This window comes from Pedobacter sp. MR2016-19, from assembly GCF_014947265.1.
GTDB lineage: Bacteria > Bacteroidota > Bacteroidia > Sphingobacteriales > Sphingobacteriaceae > Pedobacter.
Window position 1 is genome coordinate 423,835 of record NZ_JADCNK010000001.1, and the last position, 22,752, is coordinate 446,586.

At 38.2% G+C, this 22,752-nt stretch carries 28 protein-coding genes; 7 read left to right on the top strand and 21 right to left on the bottom strand.

The window, feature by feature from the left end; genetic code table 11:
- Window positions 1–43: 43 nt before the first annotated feature.
- Window positions 44–1,228, bottom strand: coding sequence for a hypothetical protein (locus tag IM793_RS01795; RefSeq protein WP_193419456.1), 1,185 nt, complete (start codon window positions 1,226–1,228; stop codon window positions 44–46).
- 130 nt (window positions 1,229–1,358) lie between these two features.
- Here IM793_RS01795 and IM793_RS01800 point away from each other — a divergent pair, with 130 nt between their 5' ends.
- The 3 genes from IM793_RS01800 to IM793_RS01810 all read left to right on the top strand — a co-directional run bounded on the left by IM793_RS01800 (window position 1,359) and on the right by IM793_RS01810 (window position 3,888).
- Window positions 1,359–2,756, top strand: a complete 1,398-nt coding sequence (locus IM793_RS01800; protein ID WP_193419457.1) for an aldehyde dehydrogenase family protein — start codon at window positions 1,359–1,361, stop codon at window positions 2,754–2,756.
- Window positions 2,757–2,890: 134 nt separating this feature from the next.
- Window positions 2,891–3,415: a YfiT family bacillithiol transferase gene (locus tag IM793_RS01805; protein ID WP_193419458.1), complete on the top strand. Its 525-nt coding sequence runs from the start codon at window positions 2,891–2,893 to the stop codon at window positions 3,413–3,415.
- A complete protein-coding gene (locus IM793_RS01810; RefSeq protein ID WP_193419459.1) occupies window positions 3,412–3,888 on the top strand; it encodes a DUF6265 family protein in 477 nt (158 codons plus the stop codon). Before IM793_RS01805 ends, IM793_RS01810 begins: the two co-directional genes overlap by 4 nt.
- Before the next feature lies 1 nt (window position 3,889).
- Here the strand turns inward: IM793_RS01810 and IM793_RS01815 are convergent, their stop codons facing one another.
- The 8 genes from IM793_RS01815 to IM793_RS01850 all read right to left on the bottom strand — a co-directional run bounded on the left by IM793_RS01815 (window position 3,890) and on the right by IM793_RS01850 (window position 9,523).
- Complete coding sequence (locus tag IM793_RS01815; protein WP_193419460.1) at window positions 3,890–4,609, bottom strand: heavy-metal-associated domain-containing protein; 720 nt, start codon at window positions 4,607–4,609, stop codon at window positions 3,890–3,892.
- A gap of 172 nt (window positions 4,610–4,781) precedes the next feature.
- Entirely contained in the window at window positions 4,782–5,606 is an 825-nt protein-coding gene (gene ygiD / locus IM793_RS01820; RefSeq protein WP_193419461.1) for a 4,5-DOPA dioxygenase extradiol, read from the bottom strand.
- 98 nt (window positions 5,607–5,704) lie between these two features.
- Window positions 5,705–6,277 carry a YceI family protein gene (locus IM793_RS01825; RefSeq protein WP_193419462.1) on the bottom strand — a complete coding sequence of 191 codons (573 nt, stop codon included), beginning with the start codon at window positions 6,275–6,277 and terminating at the stop codon, window positions 5,705–5,707.
- 169 nt (window positions 6,278–6,446) lie between these two features.
- A complete protein-coding gene (locus IM793_RS01830) occupies window positions 6,447–7,007 on the bottom strand; it encodes an AraC family transcriptional regulator (RefSeq protein ID WP_193419463.1) in 561 nt (186 codons plus the stop codon).
- Complete coding sequence (locus tag IM793_RS01835; RefSeq protein ID WP_193419464.1) at window positions 7,007–7,510, bottom strand: DUF3347 domain-containing protein; 504 nt, start codon at window positions 7,508–7,510, stop codon at window positions 7,007–7,009. Before IM793_RS01835 ends, IM793_RS01830 begins: the two co-directional genes overlap by 1 nt.
- Window positions 7,511–7,596: 86 nt before the next feature.
- On the bottom strand, window positions 7,597–8,409 hold the full coding sequence (locus IM793_RS01840) for a hypothetical protein (protein WP_193419465.1): 813 nt from the start codon (window positions 8,407–8,409) through the stop codon (window positions 7,597–7,599).
- Window position 8,410: 1 nt separating this feature from the next.
- Window positions 8,411–8,947: a heavy-metal-associated domain-containing protein gene (locus tag IM793_RS01845; protein ID WP_193419466.1), complete on the bottom strand. Its 537-nt coding sequence runs from the start codon at window positions 8,945–8,947 to the stop codon at window positions 8,411–8,413.
- Window positions 8,948–9,061: 114 nt separating this feature from the next.
- Window positions 9,062–9,523, bottom strand: coding sequence for a hypothetical protein (locus IM793_RS01850; RefSeq protein WP_193419467.1), 462 nt, complete (start codon window positions 9,521–9,523; stop codon window positions 9,062–9,064).
- A gap of 34 nt (window positions 9,524–9,557) precedes the next feature.
- Here IM793_RS01850 and IM793_RS01855 point away from each other — a divergent pair, with 34 nt between their 5' ends.
- A complete protein-coding gene (locus tag IM793_RS01855; RefSeq protein ID WP_193419468.1) occupies window positions 9,558–10,259 on the top strand; it encodes a peptidylprolyl isomerase in 702 nt (233 codons plus the stop codon).
- Window positions 10,260–10,270: 11 nt separating this feature from the next.
- Here the strand turns inward: IM793_RS01855 and IM793_RS01860 are convergent, their stop codons facing one another.
- Both IM793_RS01860 and IM793_RS01865 read right to left on the bottom strand, forming a co-directional pair.
- Window positions 10,271–10,561, bottom strand: coding sequence for a type II toxin-antitoxin system RelE/ParE family toxin (locus IM793_RS01860; protein ID WP_193419469.1), 291 nt, complete (start codon window positions 10,559–10,561; stop codon window positions 10,271–10,273).
- A complete protein-coding gene (locus tag IM793_RS01865) occupies window positions 10,552–10,782 on the bottom strand; it encodes a hypothetical protein (RefSeq protein WP_121285286.1) in 231 nt (76 codons plus the stop codon). The genes IM793_RS01860 and IM793_RS01865 overlap by 10 nt, the downstream gene beginning before the upstream one ends.
- 170 nt (window positions 10,783–10,952) lie before the next feature.
- On the opposite strand from IM793_RS01865, the gene IM793_RS01870 reads away from it, so the two are divergent.
- The 3 genes from IM793_RS01870 to IM793_RS01880 all read left to right on the top strand — a co-directional run bounded on the left by IM793_RS01870 (window position 10,953) and on the right by IM793_RS01880 (window position 14,010).
- Window positions 10,953–11,720 carry an exodeoxyribonuclease III gene (locus IM793_RS01870; protein ID WP_193419470.1) on the top strand — a complete coding sequence of 256 codons (768 nt, stop codon included), beginning with the start codon at window positions 10,953–10,955 and terminating at the stop codon, window positions 11,718–11,720.
- Between the two features lie 84 nt (window positions 11,721–11,804).
- A complete protein-coding gene (gene hutI, locus IM793_RS01875; protein ID WP_193419471.1) occupies window positions 11,805–13,046 on the top strand; it encodes an imidazolonepropionase in 1,242 nt (413 codons plus the stop codon).
- Complete coding sequence (locus IM793_RS01880; protein ID WP_193419472.1) at window positions 13,039–14,010, top strand: formimidoylglutamase; 972 nt, start codon at window positions 13,039–13,041, stop codon at window positions 14,008–14,010. The genes hutI and IM793_RS01880 overlap by 8 nt, the downstream gene beginning before the upstream one ends.
- A gap of 140 nt (window positions 14,011–14,150) precedes the next feature.
- On the opposite strand, the gene IM793_RS01885 is transcribed toward IM793_RS01880, so the two are convergent.
- From IM793_RS01885 to IM793_RS01930, 10 genes are all read right to left on the bottom strand, one after another.
- The gene (locus IM793_RS01885; RefSeq protein ID WP_157255332.1) at window positions 14,151–14,309 is read right to left on the bottom strand and encodes a hypothetical protein; all 159 of its coding nucleotides are present in this window, start codon (window positions 14,307–14,309) and stop codon (window positions 14,151–14,153) included.
- Between the two features lie 10 nt (window positions 14,310–14,319).
- Window positions 14,320–14,880, bottom strand: coding sequence for a 5-formyltetrahydrofolate cyclo-ligase (locus IM793_RS01890; RefSeq protein ID WP_193419473.1), 561 nt, complete (start codon window positions 14,878–14,880; stop codon window positions 14,320–14,322).
- A gap of 317 nt (window positions 14,881–15,197) precedes the next feature.
- Window positions 15,198–15,758 (bottom strand): elongation factor P, encoded by a 561-nt coding sequence (gene efp / locus IM793_RS01895; protein WP_108197094.1) that lies wholly within the window; start codon window positions 15,756–15,758, stop codon window positions 15,198–15,200.
- Between the two features lie 132 nt (window positions 15,759–15,890).
- On the bottom strand, window positions 15,891–16,451 hold the full coding sequence (gene efp, locus IM793_RS01900) for an elongation factor P (RefSeq protein WP_132395886.1): 561 nt from the start codon (window positions 16,449–16,451) through the stop codon (window positions 15,891–15,893).
- Between the two features lie 529 nt (window positions 16,452–16,980).
- A complete protein-coding gene (locus IM793_RS01905) occupies window positions 16,981–17,595 on the bottom strand; it encodes an ABC transporter ATP-binding protein (protein WP_193419474.1) in 615 nt (204 codons plus the stop codon).
- 14 nt (window positions 17,596–17,609) lie between these two features.
- Entirely contained in the window at window positions 17,610–18,077 is a 468-nt protein-coding gene (locus IM793_RS01910) for a GNAT family N-acetyltransferase (RefSeq protein ID WP_193419475.1), read from the bottom strand.
- 47 nt (window positions 18,078–18,124) lie between these two features.
- Window positions 18,125–18,910, bottom strand: a complete 786-nt coding sequence (gene lpxA, locus IM793_RS01915; protein WP_025141731.1) for an acyl-ACP--UDP-N-acetylglucosamine O-acyltransferase — start codon at window positions 18,908–18,910, stop codon at window positions 18,125–18,127.
- Entirely contained in the window at window positions 18,910–20,322 is a 1,413-nt protein-coding gene (locus IM793_RS01920) for a bifunctional UDP-3-O-[3-hydroxymyristoyl] N-acetylglucosamine deacetylase/3-hydroxyacyl-ACP dehydratase (RefSeq protein ID WP_193419476.1), read from the bottom strand. The genes lpxA and IM793_RS01920 overlap by 1 nt, the downstream gene beginning before the upstream one ends.
- The gene (lpxD, locus tag IM793_RS01925; RefSeq protein WP_193419477.1) at window positions 20,312–21,388 is read right to left on the bottom strand and encodes a UDP-3-O-(3-hydroxymyristoyl)glucosamine N-acyltransferase; all 1,077 of its coding nucleotides are present in this window, start codon (window positions 21,386–21,388) and stop codon (window positions 20,312–20,314) included. The genes IM793_RS01920 and lpxD overlap by 11 nt, the downstream gene beginning before the upstream one ends.
- 122 nt (window positions 21,389–21,510) lie before the next feature.
- Window positions 21,511–22,734 (bottom strand): HD domain-containing protein, encoded by a 1,224-nt coding sequence (locus tag IM793_RS01930; RefSeq protein ID WP_193419478.1) that lies wholly within the window; start codon window positions 22,732–22,734, stop codon window positions 21,511–21,513.
- Between the last annotated feature and the right edge of the window lie 18 nt (window positions 22,735–22,752).

Sequence of the window (22,752 nt, forward strand, 5' to 3'; positions counted from 1 at the left end):
ATTTTTTGCAATTATGTTTATGTGTGCAAATCTGTGGCAAAAATTAGCGGATTACCCTACCGGTTTTATCTACATTCACAACATCGAAAGGTTTTAAGTATTCGTTAATGATGACCGAAAATTCGCGTCTGCTAAGCACTTTTTTAAGGTCATATTTGGAGCTGAACCTATAATTTTTGTTCCATTTTTTCTGAAGTTCGGCTTTTGTAGCATCAACTGATTTATTCCCCACATAACAAACCACCGAAATGGTGTTTTCTAAGTTAATGGGGATATTCTGATGATCGTCGAACCAGATTTGTGCTTTATAATAATATTCTTTGATTGGTTCTTTAATTTCGTTATAAGTAACTTCTTTTTCAGGGTTAAAATAAGCCCTATTCTGCTTAATTTCAGCTTTCATAATTCCGGTTATGCCAACTTTTTGGATGGCCAGCCAATTAGAGTCAGTAGGTTTTACATCTTCAAAGGGCATTAATGCGTGTTTATAGCTTAATAACTCGCCCTGGATCCTTTTTAAATTCGACAAACTGGTTTTGGTGTCAAAAAATGCGGCATAAGCTGCGGTTGCCCCGGCTGCTTGTCCAATTTCAAATTGATCTTTAGGAATATAAAGCAGGTTTTCCTGATCTGGGATCAATAAGCTATACAATGATAAAAAGCTGGCTCCTGAAGAAATCCTGGATGCCGTTGTCCGGTAAGTATTTTCGTTATAGTTTAACGGACTTGAAGATGCTGGATTTAAAGCGGAGATTTTTAGTGCCACAAGCAATTTTTCAGGGCTATCTGCCAGCACAAGAATTTTGGCTTTAATGCTTTTATCTTTTGTGAGATTTACTTCCCAATCACTGCCAGAACGTTTAATTTCTGTGTAAGCAGTATTGTTGATGACGTTTAAAAGTAAGGTGCTATCTACCACAATTACTTTCGCCCGGTTTTTTTTATCCGGTTTAGGTTTTGGGCTTTCCAAGCTTTTCGCATTTTCAGTTTCCCGCTTTAAAAAACTTTGGTAAAAAGGCAGTAGGGGCCTTTTGGCTTCAGCTATTTTATTTAAATCCAACTGTTCTTTTTGGGTGAGGAGGATGGTTTTTACACCCGATTTAAAAGACTGAAAAGATGCGGCATAAGCAGCATCGCCATTGCCGATAACCAGTACATCTGTTTTTATGGTTTGGGCATGGATAACCAGTGGAATTATGAATGCGAAAACAAAAAACAATCTTTTCATCTTTTATTATTAAAATTTGCTGCAATATGCTTTAAATGAATGAATTTTTAATGAAAAGGCCTCATTTTAACTAAATTTAACTCGTAATTCAGGAAAATTGATAAGGGTAAATCAAGTAATATAGGTAATTATGGAACAACAGATAAAGTCGGTTTTCGATTTACAGCAAAAACATAAATTCGATTTACGCAAAACAGATGCTAAAACCCGAATCGGTAAGCTGAGATTACTTAAACAGGCTTTAGAAAAAGCTGAAGAAGAAATATTTGCCGCTTTAGAAAAGGATCTGCGTAAAAACCGTTTTGAAAGTGCAGTAACTGAATTGTATTTTACCTACGCTGAAATCGATTTTGCCATCAAAAAGTTGAAAGGGTGGATGAGGCCTAAATCGGCAGGCCGAACCATGAGCAATTTTTTTGCGAGTAATAAAATCTATTATGAACCTAAAGGTGTTTGTTTGATTATTGCCCCATGGAATTACCCATTACAATTGATGATGAGTCCTTTGGTTTCGGCAATAGCAGCAGGGAATTGCGCCATCCTTAAACCGTCAGAATTAAGCGAAGCAACTGCTGGCCTAATTAGCAAATTAATTTCAGCCACTTTTGAACCTAAAGAAATTGCCTGTTTTGAAGGTGATGCCGGTGTTTCTACCGAACTATTAAAGCTCCCATTCGACCATATCTTTTTTACCGGAAGCACCGCAATTGGCAAAGTGGTAATGGAAGCTGCTGCTAAAAATCTCACCTCGGTTACTTTAGAGCTTGGTGGGAAATCGCCAGCCATTGTAGACGGAACCAGCGACATTAAAAAAGCGGCTGAAAAAATCGCCTGGGGCAAATTGGTTAATGCCGGACAAACCTGTATCGCACCGGATTATGTGCTGATTGAAGAAAACCGGTTAAATGATTTTGTAGAACATTACAAGGCTGCGGTTCAGAAATTATTTTTTGAAGGCGTTGAAATCAATAAAAACGATTATGCTAAAATCATTAATGATAAGCAATTTAAACGTATTAATAAATTAAAGGAAGATGCAATTGCAGATGGAGCGGTATTAACGTTTGGAGGCGAAGCAGACGAACAAAATTTAACCCTAATGCCCACACTTTTAACTTCGGTAAACGAAAGAAGCGCCATCATGCAAGAAGAAATATTTGGTCCTATTTTGCCTTTAATTACGTTTAAAAACCTGGAGGAAGCTATTGATTTAGTGAATAGCAAAAACAAGCCTTTGGCACTTTACATCTTTTCAGATAACAAACAGCATCAGCATAAAATTATTAACGAAACCAGTGCTGGCGGAACCTGCATAAATGATGTACTGGTTCACATCAGTAATCCGAATTTGCCTTTTGGTGGTGTTAACAGCAGTGGGATGGGAAGTTGTCATGGTATTTTTGGCTTTAAAAACTTTTCGCACGAGAGGTCAGTGGTTTTTCAATCAAAATTGGGTTTAACCAAGATGATTTATCCTCCTTACGCGCCAAAAATGGGTTTGTTGAAATGGTTGAAGAAATTGATGTAGATTTTATATCCCGCAGATCTGAGGAGATGGACGCAGATTTATTGTTTAATATGCTCCCAACTTCGCGTACTTTGTGCCTTCCTCTCTGTGATTTTTGCGGTTAAAAACTCAATAATTCTCCTTATTTTGGTTCCATGGATTTAGAACAACTTAAATACCCAATCGGTCAATTTACTATGCCTGATATTTTTGATCAAAAACAGATTGATCTCTGGATTTCTGAAATAGAGGCATTGCCAGGCCAAATAAAAAAAGCTACAGAAAATTTAACCGATGAAGAACTGAACCAAACCTATCGTCCTGGGGGTTGGACATTGCGGCAGGTTGTTCATCATGTTCCGGATAGTCATATCAACGCTTATATCCGTTTTAAGCAGGCCATTACTGAAGACATTCCGGTAATCAGGCCATATTATGAAGAACGCTGGGCAGAAACAGAAGAAGCCAAAAATGGTGAGATCAAATTGTCGATTGCGTTGTTAACAGGCTTACATCAGCGTTGGGTTGCTTTTTTAAAAACATTGAAAGTAGAAGATTACCAAAGGAAATACATTCACCCGGCCCACAATAAAGAACTCACTTTGGCCAATATGCTGGGCATGTATGCCTGGCACGGAAAGCATCACCTGGCACACATTACCAATACTATAACAAAATGAAAAGAATCTATTTATACTCCTTGATTTTATTTTTTGTTGGTTTTTACAGCAATGTTAAAGCGCAAAGAGATCCATCCAAAACCTTTTCTTTTGTGTTAGGCTCATGGGAAATGCAAACGCCCAAAGGTAAAATTGTGGAACAATGGAGTCAGGGTGCCGATAAAATACTGAAAGGCAAGAGTTATCGCGTTAATGCAAAAGGGGATAGTATACTTACTGAAACATTACAGATCAGAAAAATAGGAAAAAATGTTTTCTATTGTTCAACGGTTGCTAATCAGAATGAAGGGAAAGAAGTCTGTTTTAAGCTTATTTCCACAAAAGATCAGATCTATATTTTCGAAAATGCGGCACACGATTTTCCGCAAAGAATAGTTTACCAAAACCAGGGGAAAAATGAAATGCTCGCCTGGATTGAAGGCGAGCTTAATGGAAAAAGCCGAAAATCGGAATTTAGATATAAGCGGCAATAGCTTACATCAAAATTAACATGGCTGCGCTCATGGCAATCATAATCGCATCTTCAACAATGGTTACGGTACTCATGGGTAGGTTAAACACCGCGCCCAAGCAAGCGCATTGAATTTTCTTTTTGTTTAAAACGCTTTCTAAAACCCCAAAAATACTGATGATCATTACAATCAGGGTGACCCAATTCACGATAACAGGCGATAGGTTTAATGCAAAGGATAAGCCTAAGCCTAATTCGATAAAGGCATAGATATAACCCCAAGCGCTGAATTTTTTAGCCACGATATCGTACATGGCATAACTTTCGGCAAATGCTTTTAAGTTGAGCATTTTAAAGAAAGAAAAGGTAAGGAAGAAACCTGCCATAAAAATGCGCATAAACACCATATAATTGATGGCATTGGCCTGCCACGAAACCACTAACGATATTGCGGTTACATACCCAAAGATTAACAGAATGGGTTTGTAGGTTTCGGCCCAGGATTTTGTTTCTTCAAGCGTTTCATTATGATGCGCAGCAGAAATCTGATATTTGCTGTCATTACCACCCAGAGCTTGTTGTAAGGTATCTAAACCGATATGTTTACCCATGCTAATGGTAGCAGTATTGGCATCTTTAGAAACCTCAACCGAGGTTACATCTTGTAAAATAAGCAGATTATTTTTAACTTTATTTTCGCAACCGCCACAGGTCATGCCAGTGAGTTGATAGGTGTGTGTCATGATTAAATTCTTTATACAAATTTACCGCTTCAATGTGCGATATGTGTTACAGAATAATCATAAAGTTTTATAGAATTTTAGGTAGTTGTCATTCTGAACGCAGTGAAGAATCTTTTACTGTAGAGAAAGTTTTCATCGTTTAAAGATGCTTTGTGCCTCAGCATAACAGTTATTACCCCACCAAAACCGAAGTCATCGTTAACGAACCGCCCACTGCTTTATCATTAAAAAACGAAACCTCTTCCTTATCGTTTTTCATTCCTAGGGTATAAATAAGTGGCAAATAATGTTCTGGAGTAGGGATAGCCAGCATCGCATCGGTACCTAAGTTGCGATAGTTGATTAAAGGTTGATGGTCACCGTTGGCAATTAAATTTTTGAATTTATCGTTCATTTCTATCGCCCAATCGTAACCGCCGCCATTAATCATTTCCCAGCTTAACATACGTAGATTGTGCACCATATTTCCACTACCTATAACCAATATCCCTTTTTTGCGGAGTGCATAAATTTCTTTGGCAATTTCATAATGTTGTTCAGGCGATTTGGTATAATCAATACTCAGTTGCAAAACAGGAATATCTGCATTTGGATACATGTGCCTTACTACTGTCCAGGTGCCATGATCCAGGCCCCAATCGTGGTCTAAACCAACAGGAGTTGAGTGTATTAGACCAGGGATTTCTGCAGCAAGTTTCGGATCGCCAGGAGCAGGATATTGAACATCGAAAAGTGCCTGAGGGAAACCACCAAAATCGTGGATGGTACTTGGGAAATCCATTGCAGTTACAAAAGTACCGTGGGTGTACCAATGTGCCGATACCACCAAAACTGCTTTTGGAACAGGGATATGTTTGGCCAAATCTACCCAACTCTCACTAAACTCATTATTTTCAATCCCGTTCATAGGAGAGCCATGGCCAATAAAAAGCGTTGGCATTAAATCCGTTTGAGGCAAGCGTTGAGTAAAATTTTTGAATTGGGATAGTGCAGGCATGCCATTTTAATTAATAATGAACCGTCATCCTGAACTTGTTTCAGGACCTATTTAAAATGAAAGATTCCGGGACAAGCCCGGAATGACGATCCAATGTTTTACTTTCCCTGAACAAATTCCAGATTTAATTTGATCGCAACATCTTTTGCAACACCTGCACCAGTTGGATCATATTTGATATTATAATCTAAACGGTTAATGGTTGTAGTAGCGCCGAAACCTGCTTTAGTATTGCCTTGTTGATCTTTAGCTGTACCACCATAAACAACCGCAAATTTTACATCTTTAGTTACATCGCGGATGGTTAATTTACCACTTAACTCATAGTTGTTTCCACTTAATTTTTTGAAAGAAATGCTTTCGAATTTCATCGTTGGAAATTTCTCGGCATTAAAGAAATCATCTGTTTTTAAGTGACCATCTCTCATTTCAACACCTGTAGTAATGCTGTTTACATCAACGGTAAAGGCGATTTTAGCATCAGTTAAATCTGGTTTAGATGCAGAAACCGTTCCATCGAATTTTTTGAATGAACCATCAACAAAAGAAATGCCCATGTGTTTAACCGAAAAGTTTACAAATGAGTGCATTGGATCTATCTTCCAGCTGGTTTGTGCAAATGATGCCACACTAATTGAGGTAGCGATCAGAAATAAGAATAATTTTTTCATATTTAGTGATTTTATTTAGGTGCAAAATTAGCTGATTATCAGCCGATCAGTCTTGACGTATGATAAGAAATTGTTTAGAGAGGTTAATTGGTTAATGGTTTTTTGGTTCATGGTCCATAGACGATAGGCCATCAACCATCCTCCATCTTACCTCTTCCATTTTACATGCTCAGACCTTATCCAGCGTTTTCCTGCTATCTTTTGATGCTGATTTATAAACTGAAGGCGTAATTTCGGTTACTTTTTTGAATTGTGCCGATAGGTGAGCTACACTGCTGTAATTTAGTTGGTAGGCAATTTCACTCAGGGTAAGTTCGCCATAAGTGAGCATTTCTTTTGCTTTTTCTATTTTTTGAGCAATAAAATATTTCTCAATCGTCTGGTTTTCGATCTCAGAAAAAATGCTGCTTAAGCTCGTGTATTCCTGATTTAACTGCTCGCTGAGGTAGGCAGAAAGATTGATCTTTAACGATTCTTTGGTATAATGTACCAGGTTAATAATGGCTGTTTTAATCTGTTCTGCAACTTGGTTTTTTTTATCCTCCAAGAGTTCGAAGTCAAAATGGGTCAGTTGCTCCGCAATTTTGATTTTATCCTCTGCTGTAATATTTTCGGCAAGGGTAACTTCGCCAAGCTCAACCAATAGCGGTTTAAAGCCAAGCTTTTCCAGCTCGGCCTTAACCACCATTTTGCAACGGTTGCATACCATATTTTTGATATGCAGGTTCATTAGTTCGATTTTATGGTTTCAGAAACGTCGCCACAATCAAACATCATGCTTCCATAATATGGATTTTCGATGTTTTCTTTTTCATTTAACCAGCTCGCCTTCGCCATTGGGCAGTATTGAATATAAACGGTTTGACTGTTAAATTTCAGGCCTTTCAACGTTTTGATCATTGCGTAAGAAATCCCTTCAAAAGCTTTTCTCTGTGTTTTGATGTCGTTTGAACCTGCAAGTAGCGCGGCTTTATTTTTAATAATGGCCGCTTGTTCCATAAATATTTTATGTTGATCGGCTGGTAAATCTTTATGATTAACGGCATTTACCTTTGCCGATAAAACTTTCACTTTTTCAATGGCTAAGTCTTTTTTATCGGTTGCTAATGCATTTTTTACATCGTAATATGCCGTTAATACCTGATTTAAGGCTACATCTGTTTTACTTTGTGCATAAGTAAAAGCTGTTGTTGCGATCGTCATGATGGCAACTAATCCTAATATTTTTTTCATCTTTTTATAGTGTTTCTAATGCTGATGAGGCGATCATGGTTTCATGTTCAGTTTAATATGAAAACCATGATCGCTTCGTTATTTTTTTATTTTAAAACGTTAAAGAAGTTAAATTCTGCCCGAAGCAGGTACATGTTTTTGGTGTATCGGTTATCCATATTTCCGGCTGCCTGAAAGCGGTAGCCAAAATCGATGCGGGTTGTGCTGTTCAAAATCATTTGTACAGCAGGAGCGATATCTAAATAAGACTGACCGTTGCCCGGATCGGTTTTACCCAGCAATTCTAAATATACATTAAAATTGGGCTGTTTGTAATCCTTATAAACTACTGGTAAAACCAAATAACCCGACGATAAACTGTAAGATAACATGTTCTTTGGCTGCGGCATTCCCGCAATCTGACTGTTGCTGTTTTCAAAAGCATGTGCATAACCCAAGGTTGATGATAATGCCAGTTTGTGCAGCAGCTGTGTGAAGATCAATCCACCTTGTACGCCACTATTGTCACCCTCAAGATTAATGTCTCTTGTGTATGTTGGGCGCCTGCTGGTGCTTACCCTTCCAAAAGCAGATGCCCTGAAATGGCTATGTGCCTCATCCAAGGATAAAAACCGGTACTTGGCGTATAAACTTCCTCCTTCTAAACGGTATTTTCCATCCATATCCGAGAGAAAAGCCTGTGCATGCATCATCAGATTTTTGTTGAAACCGATCATTACCTCCGGGATCGTCCGGCTTACGTAACCCGGATAATTGAACATGCCCTCATTAGTAATCCTTACACCGATTGATTTGGTAGGCATATTACTTGCTGGCTCTGTAAATACATATAGTTCTTGTGCCGAAACACTGGTATAAACGCCGATCATCATCAGCGCCAATACGAATACCCGCCTCATCTTACGAAAGAACTAAATGGTAAATACGGGTTTTTTTACCATTTACAACACCGGTTCCGCTTGCATAAGCATCAGAATTAGCAGTTGCGGCCTGTTTTTTAAATGCTGAGCCCGAAATAAAATCTTTATCCACTACGCTGGCCTTAACGGTACCACTAAGCGTTTTACCTTTTACATTTACAAAACGGTACACATTGCCGTTAACAACAGCCTGACCTTTATCGTCTACCTTAACATCATTAAAATTGAAGTTAGCCGTTAAGCCGCCTACTGAAAAACCTGCATCCTGAACTTTTTTGCGGACCAGATCAAGATTAACATTGGCGTCTTTTTTAAAAGTTAAAACGAATATATTTTTATTTAAATCAGGTTTAACGCTACTGATAAAACCGAGGGTTTCTAAAGATTTTTGTGTTGCATTTGAGCACATAGAACAGGTTAAACCAGTTACCTGTAAATCGGCTGTAGATATTTGTTGTGCCGAAACATTAACGGCGAAAAATAGCATAATGATGCTGAATATTTTTATTGCTTTCATGATTTTTTAGAATTAGAATAATTTTTAAACTGTCGTCTCCCTGGATTCCTTTCAGGGTCTTATAGCAAAACAGATCCTGAAACAAGTTCAGGATGACGGAAAAGTAGAAAAATCCTAATTCCTAAAAATGCAATTGAAAATATGCAAAGCAATCCGCGAGGATAATGGCGGTGCTTTGTTCGAAATTTTACTAAAAAACTTCGGACTGATGCTGCTCAGAAATGCTAAAACCGGAGGATGGAGGAAAAGCTGAATAGAAAACAGTTTAGGCATTTGTAACTCGGCCTCTGCATGATGACTATCTTTTACCTTAACTGTTACCTGGGTGTTTTTGCAACAACCGTCATCTTTCTTCTCAGCAGGAATATCCTTGCAGAATTTGCACGAAGCCTCATTGCTAAAAAGTTTAACGTTTTCTAGTTTGCCACCACAGAAATGGAGGCTTAAAGCCAAACCCATAACACTAACTGCATAGAATACGGCCAAAGAAAGTGCTATTTTTTGTTTTAACTTCATTGATACAAAGGTAAAGTAAAAATTATCGAATAAAGCTGCGATTTCTTTAATGAATTTCATTTTTTAGCTTAATTTAGCCTCAAACACAAGTTAAATGAAGAAAATATTATTATTCCTTTGCGCTTTTTCAGTCCTTACTGCCTATGCTGCAAAGCCTAAAAATCAGTATGTACGCATTAAAACCGAATTTGGAGAATGTATTATTAAGCTATATAACCAAACGCCTTTACACCGTGATAATTTTTTAAAACTGGTTAAACAGGGCTACTACAATGATGTTTTGTTTCACAGGGTGATTAAAGATTTTATGATCCAGGGTGGTGATCCGGATTCGAGAAATGCCAAACCAGATTCATTGTTGGGTGAAGGAGGACCGAAGTACACCATTCCGGCAGAGTTTAATGATAGCTTGTTTCACAAAAAAGGCGTTCTGGCTGCTGCCAGGGAAGGTGATGATGTTAATCCGGCCAAAGCATCAAGTGGTAGTCAGTTTTACCTGGTACAGGGTAAGGTTTTTACCGATCAGCAGTTAAACAGTGTAGAAGAGAAACGTTTAAAATTTAAAATCCCTGAATGGCAGCGTGAGGTTTATAAAACAATAGGGGGCAGCCCACATTTAGACCGCAATTATACTGTTTATGGCGAAATTGTGGTTGGCTTGGATATGGTAGATAAAATTGCCGCTCTGGAAACTGATAAAAACAACCGCCCAAAACAGGATGTTAAAATGGAAGTTACCGTTTTAAAAAGAAGAGCTGCAAAAAAATTGGAGAAACAACTATTGCAGATCCCCTGAAGATAAGATGGTTATGTAATCAAGGGGTCTTGTCTGTTGTCAAAAAAGAATAAAATTCTTATGTCTTCTTGGTTAATGTGATAGTAGAAAGAAGTATATTTAGAAATTACACCTTTTCTTACCTGGCTATTTAGTGCAATAGGCTCATAGATAAAGGGCAAGATGGCAATTAAATCAATTTTTTTATAAACGGTTTGGATAAATTTTTCAGCGTGGTAATATCCCCAGGTTTCTTCAATGAAAATCCCAATTCCCAGCAGTGTTTCGTATGCTTCTTCTGAAAAAGAAACGGTTAATGCCATTTTTCAGAAAGTCTTCTTTTAACTTCATCATACGGAATTAGCTTGCCCTCTTTAGCTTGTTGTAGCCCTCTTTTAATTCCCTCTTGAACGTGCTTTGGTAATTCTTCCAGCACAACCTTTTCATTGTAGTTTAAAAGCATGTCCAACTCTGATAAAAGATTTTCATCATCCGTTTCGAACACTTTTTTTGCAATCTCTATTTTTAACTCCTCGATGCTCATAAACAAATTTAATGAAAGCAAATCTTAATTACTAAGCATTTATTCAATTAATTTCTAAATTTACCGCCCACAACAATTGAAATTTACTGAATGAAACTATCATGATTTACTATCACTCAGTGATAAAAAATCATGATTGCTTCATCACCATTGAAAACTGAATTTAACTGATGAAAATTATTTCCTATAACGTAAACGGAATTAGGGCAGCAAGTACCAAAAACTTTTTTGGCTGGTTACAAGCTACAAACGCCGACATGGTCTGTTTGCAGGAAGTAAAGGCGCTGCCTTCGCAAATCCCTGAAATTATTGGACTGATTGAGCAGTTGGGTTATCACCATTATTGGTTCCCGGCAGAGAAAAAAGGATATAGCGGCGTAGCCATTTTATGTAAAATTAAACCTAAACATGTAGAATTTGGCTGCGGTGAAGAATGGATCGATAAAGAGGGAAGGATTTTAAGGGCTGATTTTGATAATTTCTCCTTAATGAGCTTATATATGCCCTCCGGATCAAGCGGCGATGAAAGGCAGGTTAAAAAGTACGAATTTATGCAGTTTTTTGATGGGTATATCGGAGACTTGCGTAAAGAGATCCCAAATTTGATAGTAAGTGGTGATTATAACATCTGCCACACTGCTATTGACATCCATAATCCAAAATCGAATGCTAATTCTTCAGGGTTTTTGCCAGAGGAAAGAGAATGGATGCAATTATTTTTGAATAACGGTTTCATCGATACTTTTCGTCATTTCAATAAAGACCCGCATCATTACACCTGGTGGAGTTACCGTGCCGGATCACGAGGGAAGAACCTGGGCTGGCGTATCGATTACCACCTGGCAACAAGACCAATGGAAAGCCGTTTGAAAAATGTAAGGATTTTACCCGACGCCATACATTCTGATCATTGTCCGGTTCTATTGGAAATGGAATAATGTAAGATGTAAAATGGATCAGGGATTTACAAATTCAGATCCTGATTACCCGATACTTTTACTCATACTCAATAAACGAACCAAATGCTAATCACCAATATAAAAGGCCTTATAGGTCTTCACCCTAAAAATAAATTAGTGCTTCGTGGCAGCGAGCTTGATCATTTACCTGTTCTCGAAAATGCCTGGCTTTTGATAGAAGATGGCCTGATCAAAGATTTTGGTGAAATGGATTCAATCCCTTCTCATATCTCAAATCTTTCCTCTCATATCTCGGCACAAGGTCGCTACGTTTTCCCATCGTGGTGCGACAGTCATACTCATATTGTTTTTGCGGCCTCACGGGAAGAAGAGTTTGCGATGAAAATCCAGGGAAAAACCTACGAAGAAATTGCCGTAGCAGGTGGAGGGATTTTAAATTCGGCCAATAAGCTTCAAAAAGCAACAGAAGACGAATTGTTTGAAAGTGCTGCGATTAGGTTAAAACAGATGATTCTACAAGGGACAGGTGCGGTTGAGATAAAAAGCGGTTATGGCTTAACCACTGAAAGTGAAATCAAAATGCTTAGGGTAATCCGCAGGTTAAAAGATCAGTTTCCAACCCCTATCAAGGCAACTTTTCTGGCTGCACATGCCTTTCCGGCTGAATTTAAAAATGATCATCAAGGTTATATCAACTTGATTATTAATGAAATGTTACCTCTTATAGCAGAAGAAAACCTGGCCGATTATATTGATGTTTTCTGCGAAAAAGGTTTTTTCTCTGTAGAAGAAACCGATCAGATACTCAAAGCAGGAGCAAAATATGGTTTAAAACCTAAAATACATGCCAATCAGCTTTCTGTTTCGGGCGCTATTGAGGTGGCGGTTAACAATAATGCCATTTCAGTCGATCATTTGGAAGAAAGTAACGAGGAAACCATCGAAACGTTAAGAAATGCCGATACCGTTGTAACATTATTACCTTCTTGTTCGTTTTACTTAGGTATTCCATTTGCAGATGCTAAAAGCTTTATTAAAGCCGATTTGCCTATTGCTTTGGCTACCGATTACAATCCGGGATCAACACCTTCAGGAAATATGAATTTTGTGGTGTCGCTGGGCTGTATTAAAATGAAAATGTTTCCGGAACAGGCCATCAATGCAGCTACTCTAAACGGTGCGGCAGCAATGGAGATCAGCGAAAATTATGGAAGCATTGCCATTGGAAAAAAAGCAAATTTATTCATAACAAAACCAATGCCCTCAATAGCCTATTTGCCGTACAGTTTTGGTGAAAGCCAGGTTGATACGGTGATTTTAAATGGTGAGATTTATCATGGATAACCTTAAAATATATTCGCAAAGCGACATTGAGCATTTGATTATTCATCGTGATGGCGAAACCAAGCTTGGCGAGAGGGTTAATACTTATCGACATAAAGTAATCTCGGTAGAAGGATTAACAGCAAACAATTCTAGATTTGTATTGCTGGGTATCCCTGAAGATATAGGAATAAGGGCAAATGCTGGTATTGCGGGAGCCGCATCGGCATGGCGCACAAGTTTAACAGCTTTTTTGAATATCCAAAGTAACCGCTTTTTAAATGGTGAAGAAATTTTGGTTTTGGGACATTTTGAAATTACTGAACCAGAAGATTCTTCTATTGAAGCTTTAAGAAATAAAGTATCTGAAATCGATGAACTGGTTTATCCGGTCATCGAAAAAATTGTAGCTGCAGGCAAAATTCCTATTGTAATTGGTGGAGGTCATAACAACGCTTATGGCATGATTAAAGGTACTTCTTTAGCCTGTAAAGCCCCAGTTGATGTATTAAATGTAGATGCGCATGCCGATTTAAGGGAGTTAGAAGGCAGACACAGTGGAAATGGCTTTTCTTATGCTTTAAAAGAAAATTACCTGAATAATTATTTTATGTATGGCTTGCATCAGAATTATAACAATGAAGCTATTTTAAGCCAGATTGATAACAATCCAAAATTAAAAGCTGTATTTTTTGATGATATTTTAATGGGTGCCGATGTCAATGGTTTTTTTGATGAATTAGGCCCTGCCACGGGTTTAGAAATTGACTTAGATTGTATCCAGAATGTGCTTTCGAGTGCCGAAACGCCTTCTGGTTTTGCCGTTAACGATATTCGAAAACTGATTTTAACCCATGCTAAGAAATTTTCTTACCTGCATATATGCGAAGGCGCCACGCGTATGCTTGATGGGAGGGTGAGTAAGCTCACATCTAAGTTAATCGCTTATTTAGTGAGTGATTTTGTGAAAGCAAATATCTCTTAGGTTTAGGCACCTGATACGAAAAAACACGGAGTATTTGCGCGAGTCGTCATCCTGAACTTGTTTCAGGATCTTTCTTGCGGTAAATGCCTCATAAATAGACCCTGAAACAAGTTCAGGGTGACGATTTGAGAGTAGGCCCTTTACAAATGCTCCGCTTCATATTTCTCACCAGCCTTTAACATCAATTCAATCTGTTTCAGGTCTTCGGCGGTTAATTCTTCTTTTTCTTGTAATTCGAATACCGCAATCATGTTGTCTTCGTACTGTTTTTCGGTTTTGATAACGATTTCCTGTGGCATGCCGGTAAGCTTAAAATTTTATAATTTCTATTGGTGTTATGCAAAAATCTAATTTGATGTCGTGTTCATTTACATCATCGATTTTCTCAATTGCAGGTTGCAAAGATAAACCTATTTTCTGAGCATTTATATCCTGGAGAAAACGATCATAAAAACCTTTGCCATAACCAACACGGTAACCTTGTTTATCAAAGGCTAACAGTGGAATAATTACCATATCGATTTTTCCTTCGTGCGGATTCGCTTTTTGTGGCTCCAAAATGTTGTAAAGGTTTTTTTTCAGGTCTTTTTCGCTCAGGTATTCGTGGTGGGTCATCAGTGCTGTTTCAAAATCGGCCTTAGGCACAATGATTTTAATTTCAGGATGGGTTTCGTTTAGCCACTCGATCAATAAGAAAGTATCCGGCTCTTTTTTTTCTGTAATGGGTAAAAAGATATGCAGGGTTTTAATTTGGCTAAAATTGAGTGTTTTGAACTGTTTTAAAAGCGATTTGTTTAACGCATGATAGTTGGAGTCATTTAGTCGCAACCTGTCTTTTAACGCTTGTTTTCTGATTTCGGCTTTAAGCATAAAACAAAGATAATATTTTTCAAACCTCGCAGGTTTCGAAAATCCACGAGGTTTTGTGACCTAAGACCTAAAGGCTTTGGTTAAATAAACCCGATTACAGTGGTAGCTGCTGGCTTCACGCCGGCACTACAAACGGAGCGGGACTTTCGTGGCCCAAGCGCGCGGCCCCTGCTTTTCTAAAAAATGACCACCAAAGTCACTTTATTACATCTAAGAGGTACGGTTATTTAGCATTATGGGTTTTGAATCTCACAGATTTGAGGAACAAAAAAAGCCTCTGAAATTTAATTTCAGAGGCTTTTAAATGTGAATTTAAATTATTTTACACGCTCAACATATTCGCCGGTACGGGTATCAATTTTAATTTTATCACCTTGGTTTACAAACATTGGTACTTTAACTTCAACACCGTTTTCTAATGTTGCTGCTTTTAATGCATTTGTAGAAGTATCACCTTTAACAGCAGGCTCAGAATAAGTAATTTCGAATTCTGCAAAGTTTGGCAACTGGGCCATAATTGCTTCTTCGCTTTCCATTGAAACGATGATGTTCATGCCTTCTTTTAAGAATTTAATAGCAGAACCAAATAAAGCTTTCTCAACATTAAACTGTTCGTAGCTGTTGTTATCCATTACTACCAGATAATCACCTTCTTCGTATAAATATTGGTAATCACTGGTTTCTACGCGACAGATTTCTACAGCCTCGTCGGTATTCATACGTGCCTCAACAATTCTACCCGATTTAATGTTACGGAATTTACCGGTATAAAATGCGCCACCTTTTCCTGGTGTACGGTGATTCCATTCGTCAACAGTAACCAGTTCGTTGTTAATGCGAAGGATGTTGCCTGTTTTAATTTCTGATGCTTTTGCCATATTGTGTTATCCCAAATTGGGTTTTGTATTTTAGTTTTTCGTGACGGCAAAGGTAAAATTATTTTGATAAAAACCTATAAAGGTTTAAGGCATAAGGCTTAGGGTTTAAGAAAATTTAAACCTTCTGTTATGCTATTTTACCCGCTCCATATATTCACCTGTTTTGGTATCAATCTTCACCTTATCTCCTTGATTAATAAACAAAGGAACCCTAATTTCGGCACCAGTTTCTACAGTGGCATATTTTTGTGCGCTGGTTGAGGTATCGCCTTTTACAGCGGGTTCAGAGTAGGTGATTTCTAGCTCTACACTATTGGGAAGCTGGGCAACGATCGGTTCATCACTTTCAAAAGCAATGGTTACATTCATGCCTTCTTTCAGGAATTTAATCGAACTGCCAAAAAGCAACTTTGGGATGTTGTACTGTTCGTAAGTGTTGTTGTCCATCACTACCAGGTAATCGCCGTCCTCGTACAGGTATTGATAATCGTTCGTTTCTACTCGGCAAATGGTCACCTCTTCATCTGTCCTGAAACGGTATTCTACAATTTTCCCGGTTTTTACATTGCGCATACGGGCTTGATAAAAGGCCCTTAAATTTCCTGGGGTACGGTGGATATACTCTTCTACACTTACCAACTCTCCGTTAAAACGAAGCACATTTCCGCTTTTTACTTCTGATGCTTTTGCCATTTATAATGAAATATTGTTTTGTCAGTTGTTTTGAATACCAAAGTTAAAAAAAGGAATGATGATTTGAAAAGCGAAACCAGCATTAATCGGGTATGACAGTCCTGCTTTTCCTTCAATCTTTTTGTAATTGTACGTGCAAATTTATTGAAGTGTCTGCACCGAAAAGTATTTTCGTGCAATCGGGTTTAGAAATGAGAGGCTTGTGCATAACATAAATAATTGCTGCCGAAACGACAAAAAACTCCGCATAAAAGAAATGCCTTTGGGAACCACTCCAAAGGCATAATCAACCTAAACCTCAAACTAAACTATGAAAAACTCTTTGCCTTTTAATGGCTATATTTTTGATTCCGCAATGCGGAAAATATCAACGTTTCCTGGAAGAGATAAATTAAATAATTGTTTCTCTTTTTGGTGGTGCAAAGGTAAGAACAATTTATCAATTACAAAATATTTTTTCAAAAAATTATTTTTAGTACAAATTTATGACAAAACACACGTTTAAGAAAAGGCTTTTTTAGGTGTTAACCTACTTATAGTCTGATATTTGTAGTTGTGTCGAGCAGAATTCGTATTCTTGTATTTGATTTGAACCAATTATAGTAAGCCGCTCATTTCCAAAATTTTCGATCAGTTCGCGGTACCAATTTATACCCTGAACATCTAAATTACTCGTTGGCTCGTCTAAAAATAAAATAGGTGTATCCGCACAGCAGGCCAAAGCTAGTTTGGTTCTTTGCTTCATTCCTGATGAGAAATATTTAATTTCTTTGTTTGCCGCCTTTTCCAAACCTAATATGCCAATCAGATTTTTGGCATCAACTCCGGCAGCAAAATTTTTAAACTTAAAATGAAAATCAATGATCTCTTTTAGGGTAAAAGTTTCAACCAGTTCGAGATATGGCGCTGCCAAACTGATGTACTTGTAAATATTCTCTACAGGGATATCTTTTGCGTCTGAAAATGAGACTTCGCCCTCAGAAGGGGATAAGCTACCCGTTAGCACGCTTAATAATGTTGATTTGCCAGAGCCATTAGGGCCTAATATGGCATAACTATTACCAGAAGAAAATTCAGTACTTAAATTCCTGAAAATCCACTCTTTATTAAACCTTCTGCCAACATTTTGTAATGTAATATTCATTTGCAGTAGGGCGTTTAGGGTTTAGCGCTAAGCGGTTTAGTCATACAAACGCTGTTATCAACGCCAATGTACTGGCCATAGTTAGGGATAATATGATACCCTACTTTTTGATAAAGTGCGATGGCTTCGGGTTGTTTTTTGCCTGTTTCGAGCACTGTGGCGGAAAAACCTATTTCGGTTGCCCAGTTTTCCAATGCGGTTACAATTTTAGCGGCTATGCCTTTATTTCGGTAGTCGGGACGCACAAACATCCTCTTTACTTCTGCTTCGGTTGCCGAGAAAGGTTTTATGGCACCACAACCAACGGGTACATCATTTTGGTAAGCAACAATCACTTCTTTAATTGCATCAACTTTGTTAAACTGCGCATAAAAAGTATGATCGTCGCCATCTCTAACAGCTAAATCCTGATCCAGCAAAACAACCAATTGTCTAAAATCGGTATGGTCTGAATCTGTTCTGATTAGCGTTGAATCATTCATTGAAAATCAAAATTTTAGCTTTTAGCTTTGGTCTCTCGGCTTTAGGCTTAGCTTCCCATGCCAAAACCCTTCATTACCCCACGGTTAGAATTACGGATAAAATCAACAATTTCATCACGGATTTCCGTTGGTTTAAATTCGGCTTCGATCATGTCTAAAGCTTTCGTTACGTTATTGTGCTTTACAAAAAGCACACGGTAAATTTCCTGAATCTCATCAATCTGTTCGTTGGTAAAACCTCTTCTACGCAAACCCACAGAGTTAATACCCGCATAAGAAAGTGGCTCGCGAGCCGCTTTAACATAAGGCGGAACATCTTTACGTACCAATGAACCACCAGTTACAAAGGCATAAGAACCAACTTTAACGAATTGGTGTATAGCAACCAAGCCTGCCAAAACTACATTGTTTCCAATAGTAATGTGACCAGCCAATGTGGTGCTGTTGGAGAAAATACAGTTATTACCCACCTCGCAATCGTGCGCGATGTGCGAATAAGCCTGAATCAGACAATTACTGCCTATGGTGGTTTTCCATTTGTCTTTAGTGCCACGGTTAATGGTAACGCACTCACGTATAGTAGTATTATCGCCGATTTCTGCAGTAGTAATTTCTCCTGCAAATTTTAAATCCTGTGGTTCGCCGGAAATAACAGCACCAGGGAATATGCGGCAATTTTTACCGATACGTGCGCCATCCATAATGGTAACGTTCGATCCGATCCATGTTCCCTCTCCAATTACAACGTCTTTATGTATGACTACAAAAGGTTCTATTACCACGTTTTCGGCAATTTTTGCCTGAGGATGTATATATGCTAGGGGTTGTATCATTATTGGGCGGGTTCTGCTTGTTTAATTTTTGAAATTTGAGCCATCATTTCGGCTTCGACAACGATTTTTTCGCCAACCATACCTACACCTTTCATCTGGGCAATGCCCCTTCTGATGGGTTCAAGTAAATCGCAACGGAAAACAATCGTATCACCAGGAAGAACCTGTGCTCTAAAACGTACGTTATCTATTTTTAAGAAATAGGTTAAATAATTTCTGGGATCCGGAACCGTACTTAATACTAAAATTCCACCAACCTGGGCCATTGCCTCAATTTGAATTACCCCCGGAAAAACCGGTGCGCCGGGAAAGTGACCCTTGAAAAACTCTTCGTTCATGGTTACGTTTTTAACGCCTACCACATGGTTTTTAGAAAGTTCTAATATTTTATCAACGAATAAAAATGGCTGACGGTGCGGCAAAATATCCATAATCTGAACAACGTCATATAATGGTTTTGCACTTGGGTCGTATACCTTTTGTACTTTTTTGTTTTTCTCTTTTTTAATGGCTGCTTTAATCTTTTTTGCAAAGGCAACGTTTGCTGCGTGGCCTGGGCGGGCCGCCATAATGTGGCCTTTTAAATGCATCCCCACCAAAGCTAAATCGCCGATCATATCTAACAACTTATGACGGGCAGGCTCGTTCTGGTAACGCAATTCCATGTTGTTCAAAATCCCTTGCGGGGCAACATCAATATCTTTACGGTTAAATAATTTAGCCAAATGGCTCAATTCGTCTTTGGTAACCTCTTTATCTACAATTACAATGGCGTTATTTAAATCGCCACCTTTAATTAAATTATGCGATAGCTGATATTCTAATTCGTGTAAGAAGCAGAAAGTACGGCAAGAAGCAATTTCTTTCTTAAACTCTGCAATGGTATTAATACCGGCGTGCTGGCTGCCCAAAACAGGAGAGTTGTAATCAATCATACACGTAAAACGATAATCATCTAACGGCATGGCCACAATTTCTACTTTTCTATCTTCTTCGGTATAGGTAATGTTATGTGGAATGGTAAAATACTCGCGATCTGCATTTTGCTCAACTGTACCTACTTCTTCCAATAAATCAACAAACTGGATCGAACTACCATCCATAATCGGGGTTTCTGGTCCGTCTAATTTAATGAGGACGTTATCAAGGTCCATCCCTACCAAAGAGGCCATTACATGTTCTACGGTGCTTACGCTGGCGCCGTTTTGGGTAAGCGTTGTTCCGCGTGAAGTATCGGTAACGTTATCTGCATCTGCTTCGATAATCGGGTGGCCATCTAAATCAATACGCTGAAATTTAAAGCCATGATTTTCGGGGGCCGGGCAAAATGTTAAAGTCACATTAGCTCCTGTGTGTAAACCTACACCAGATGCTGATATTTCTTGTTTAATCGTTTTTTGTCTAACGTTCATTGTGTATTGTATTCTTTTCCAGTTCAGCTGTAAGCCTTTTCAATTCCTCTTCGAGCGCGTTTATTCTTTTTTCTACATCCGGAAGATGTTTGAAAATTACTGAGGCACGCATCCAGTTGCGTAAGGGTTGCGCCGGACTGCCGTGCCATTGTTTATTTTCTTCTGTGATATTAAAATTTATACCGGCCTGAGCACCAATCTGTGTTCCCTTTGCTAAGGTTAAGTGACCGGCTATACCAACCTGCCCGCCAACTACACTATTTGGGCCTATTTTTGTACTGCCTGATATGCCCGATTGTGCGGCTAAAACAGTGTTCTCTCCAATTTCAACGTTGTGGGCAATCTGGATCAGGTTGTCGATTTTTGCACCTTTCTTTACAATTGTTGATCCCATTGTTGCACGATCTACAGTGGTATTTGCGCCGATTTCTACATCATCTTCGATTATAACGTTTCCAATCTGAGGGATTTTATTGTAAGTGCCGTCTTTTTGTGGGGCGAAACCAAAACCATCGCTTCCGATAACGGTATTAGCATGAATAATAACCCTGGCACCAATTATTGAATTGTGATAAATTTTTACTCCAGGAAAAAAAGTGCTGTTATTGCCTATTTTAGAATTAGCGCCAATAAAAGTTTGTGCATTTATTTTACAGCCATCTGCAATTTCAACGTTTTCAGCTACATAAGCAAAAGCATCTATAAATACATTTTTGCCAATTTTTGCTGATGGGTGTACATATGCCAGTTTATCAATTCCAGATTGTGCAACCTGTGCGTTTACCGCTTCATTATATTTATCCAACAAAATGGTAAAAGCACTATAAGGATTTTCAACCCTTATTAAAGTGCTGGTATAAGGCTGAGTAGGAGCAAAGTCTTTTGATACGATAACAACTGACGCCTGAGTAGAATATAAAAAGTTTTCGTACTTAGGGTTAGAAAGAAAAGACAAAGAGCCTTCTTTCCCATCTTCTATTTTAGAAAGTTCGGTAACGGCTACATCAGGGTTACCATCAATGGAACCGTTTAGAAACTGACTTATCTGCGTGGCAGTAAATTGCATCGTACAAAGGTATATGTTAAATTGATATGAACAAAAAAACCTGCTCGGGTTAAAGGGTGTATATTTTACGCAATAATAAGACTTAAAACGGCACTAAAAGTTAAATATTTTGTTAAATAACCTTAAATCCCTCTGGGATAACAGAGGATATATTTTTCTACAGTTTTTTGCAGTGACTCCAGATTAGACAAATCAGAGGCCTTTGCAATATCTACAATATCGTTATTTTTCATCAAAATCTTAATATTTCCGACCCCTGCATTATAAGCCCGGTTTTGAATAGAATCGGTAAAAACAAAATACCGGGCTTCTTCTGGCTTAATTTCTAATAAACTGACCGCAGCATCCTGCAAAAAGTTTACGCGGTCGCTATTTGCCATTTCGTTGCCCATTTCCACTTTATAAAGATTTCTGGAAGTAAGCATTTTACATAATGTAGACAAAATTTTATCATCATGTTTGGTCCAAACCTTAACGGCAGCATAAATATCCTGATCATCAAGGTTGGTAAAATGCTCTAGATTTTCGTGCTGTGCAAAGAAATTAGCCTCGTTGATATCGTTTTTTAGAAAATAATTTAAGGATGGTGAAGCAAATAAGTTTTCGCCAGCTGCGGATAATTCTTTTGCACGTTCTAATAATTTTACCAAAATCATCTCGCCTGATATTACTGTTTTGTGCAGATAAACCTGCCAATACATCAGCCTGCGGGCAATTAAAAATTTCTCAATGGAATAAATGCCTTTCTCTTCAATCACCAGGTCATCATCGTAAATATTAAACATTTTAATAATCCGATCGAAACTGATTACACCTTCACTTACGCCTGTAAAAAAGCTATCGCGGTTTAAATAATCCATTCTATCGAGATCTAACTGGCCAGAAATCAACTGATGAAGAAATTTTTTAGGGTAGGTGCCGTTAAAAATCTCAATGGCATGGGTTAAACGGCCATCGAAATGTGCATTCAGATCATGCATCAGTTTTGCGGAGATATCTTCGTGCCTGATTCCGGTAACCAAAGAATGTTCTAGAGCATGTGAAAAAGGTCCGTGACCGATATCGTGTAATAAGATCGCCAAAATGGCTGCTTCTTCTTCGCCATCGGTTATGGTATGTCCTTTACTTTTTAACAGATTGATGGCCAAACTCATTAAATGCATGGCTCCCAAAGCATGGTGAAAACGGGTATGTAAAGCTCCCGGATATACCAAATGCGTCATCCCTAACTGTTTAATGTAGCGCAAACGCTGGAAATAAGGATGTGAGATCACATCGTAAACCAATTCGGACGGGATACTGATGAATCCGTAAACCGGATCATTTATTATTTTCTTCTTGTTCAATCGTTAAAAATAGTTAAA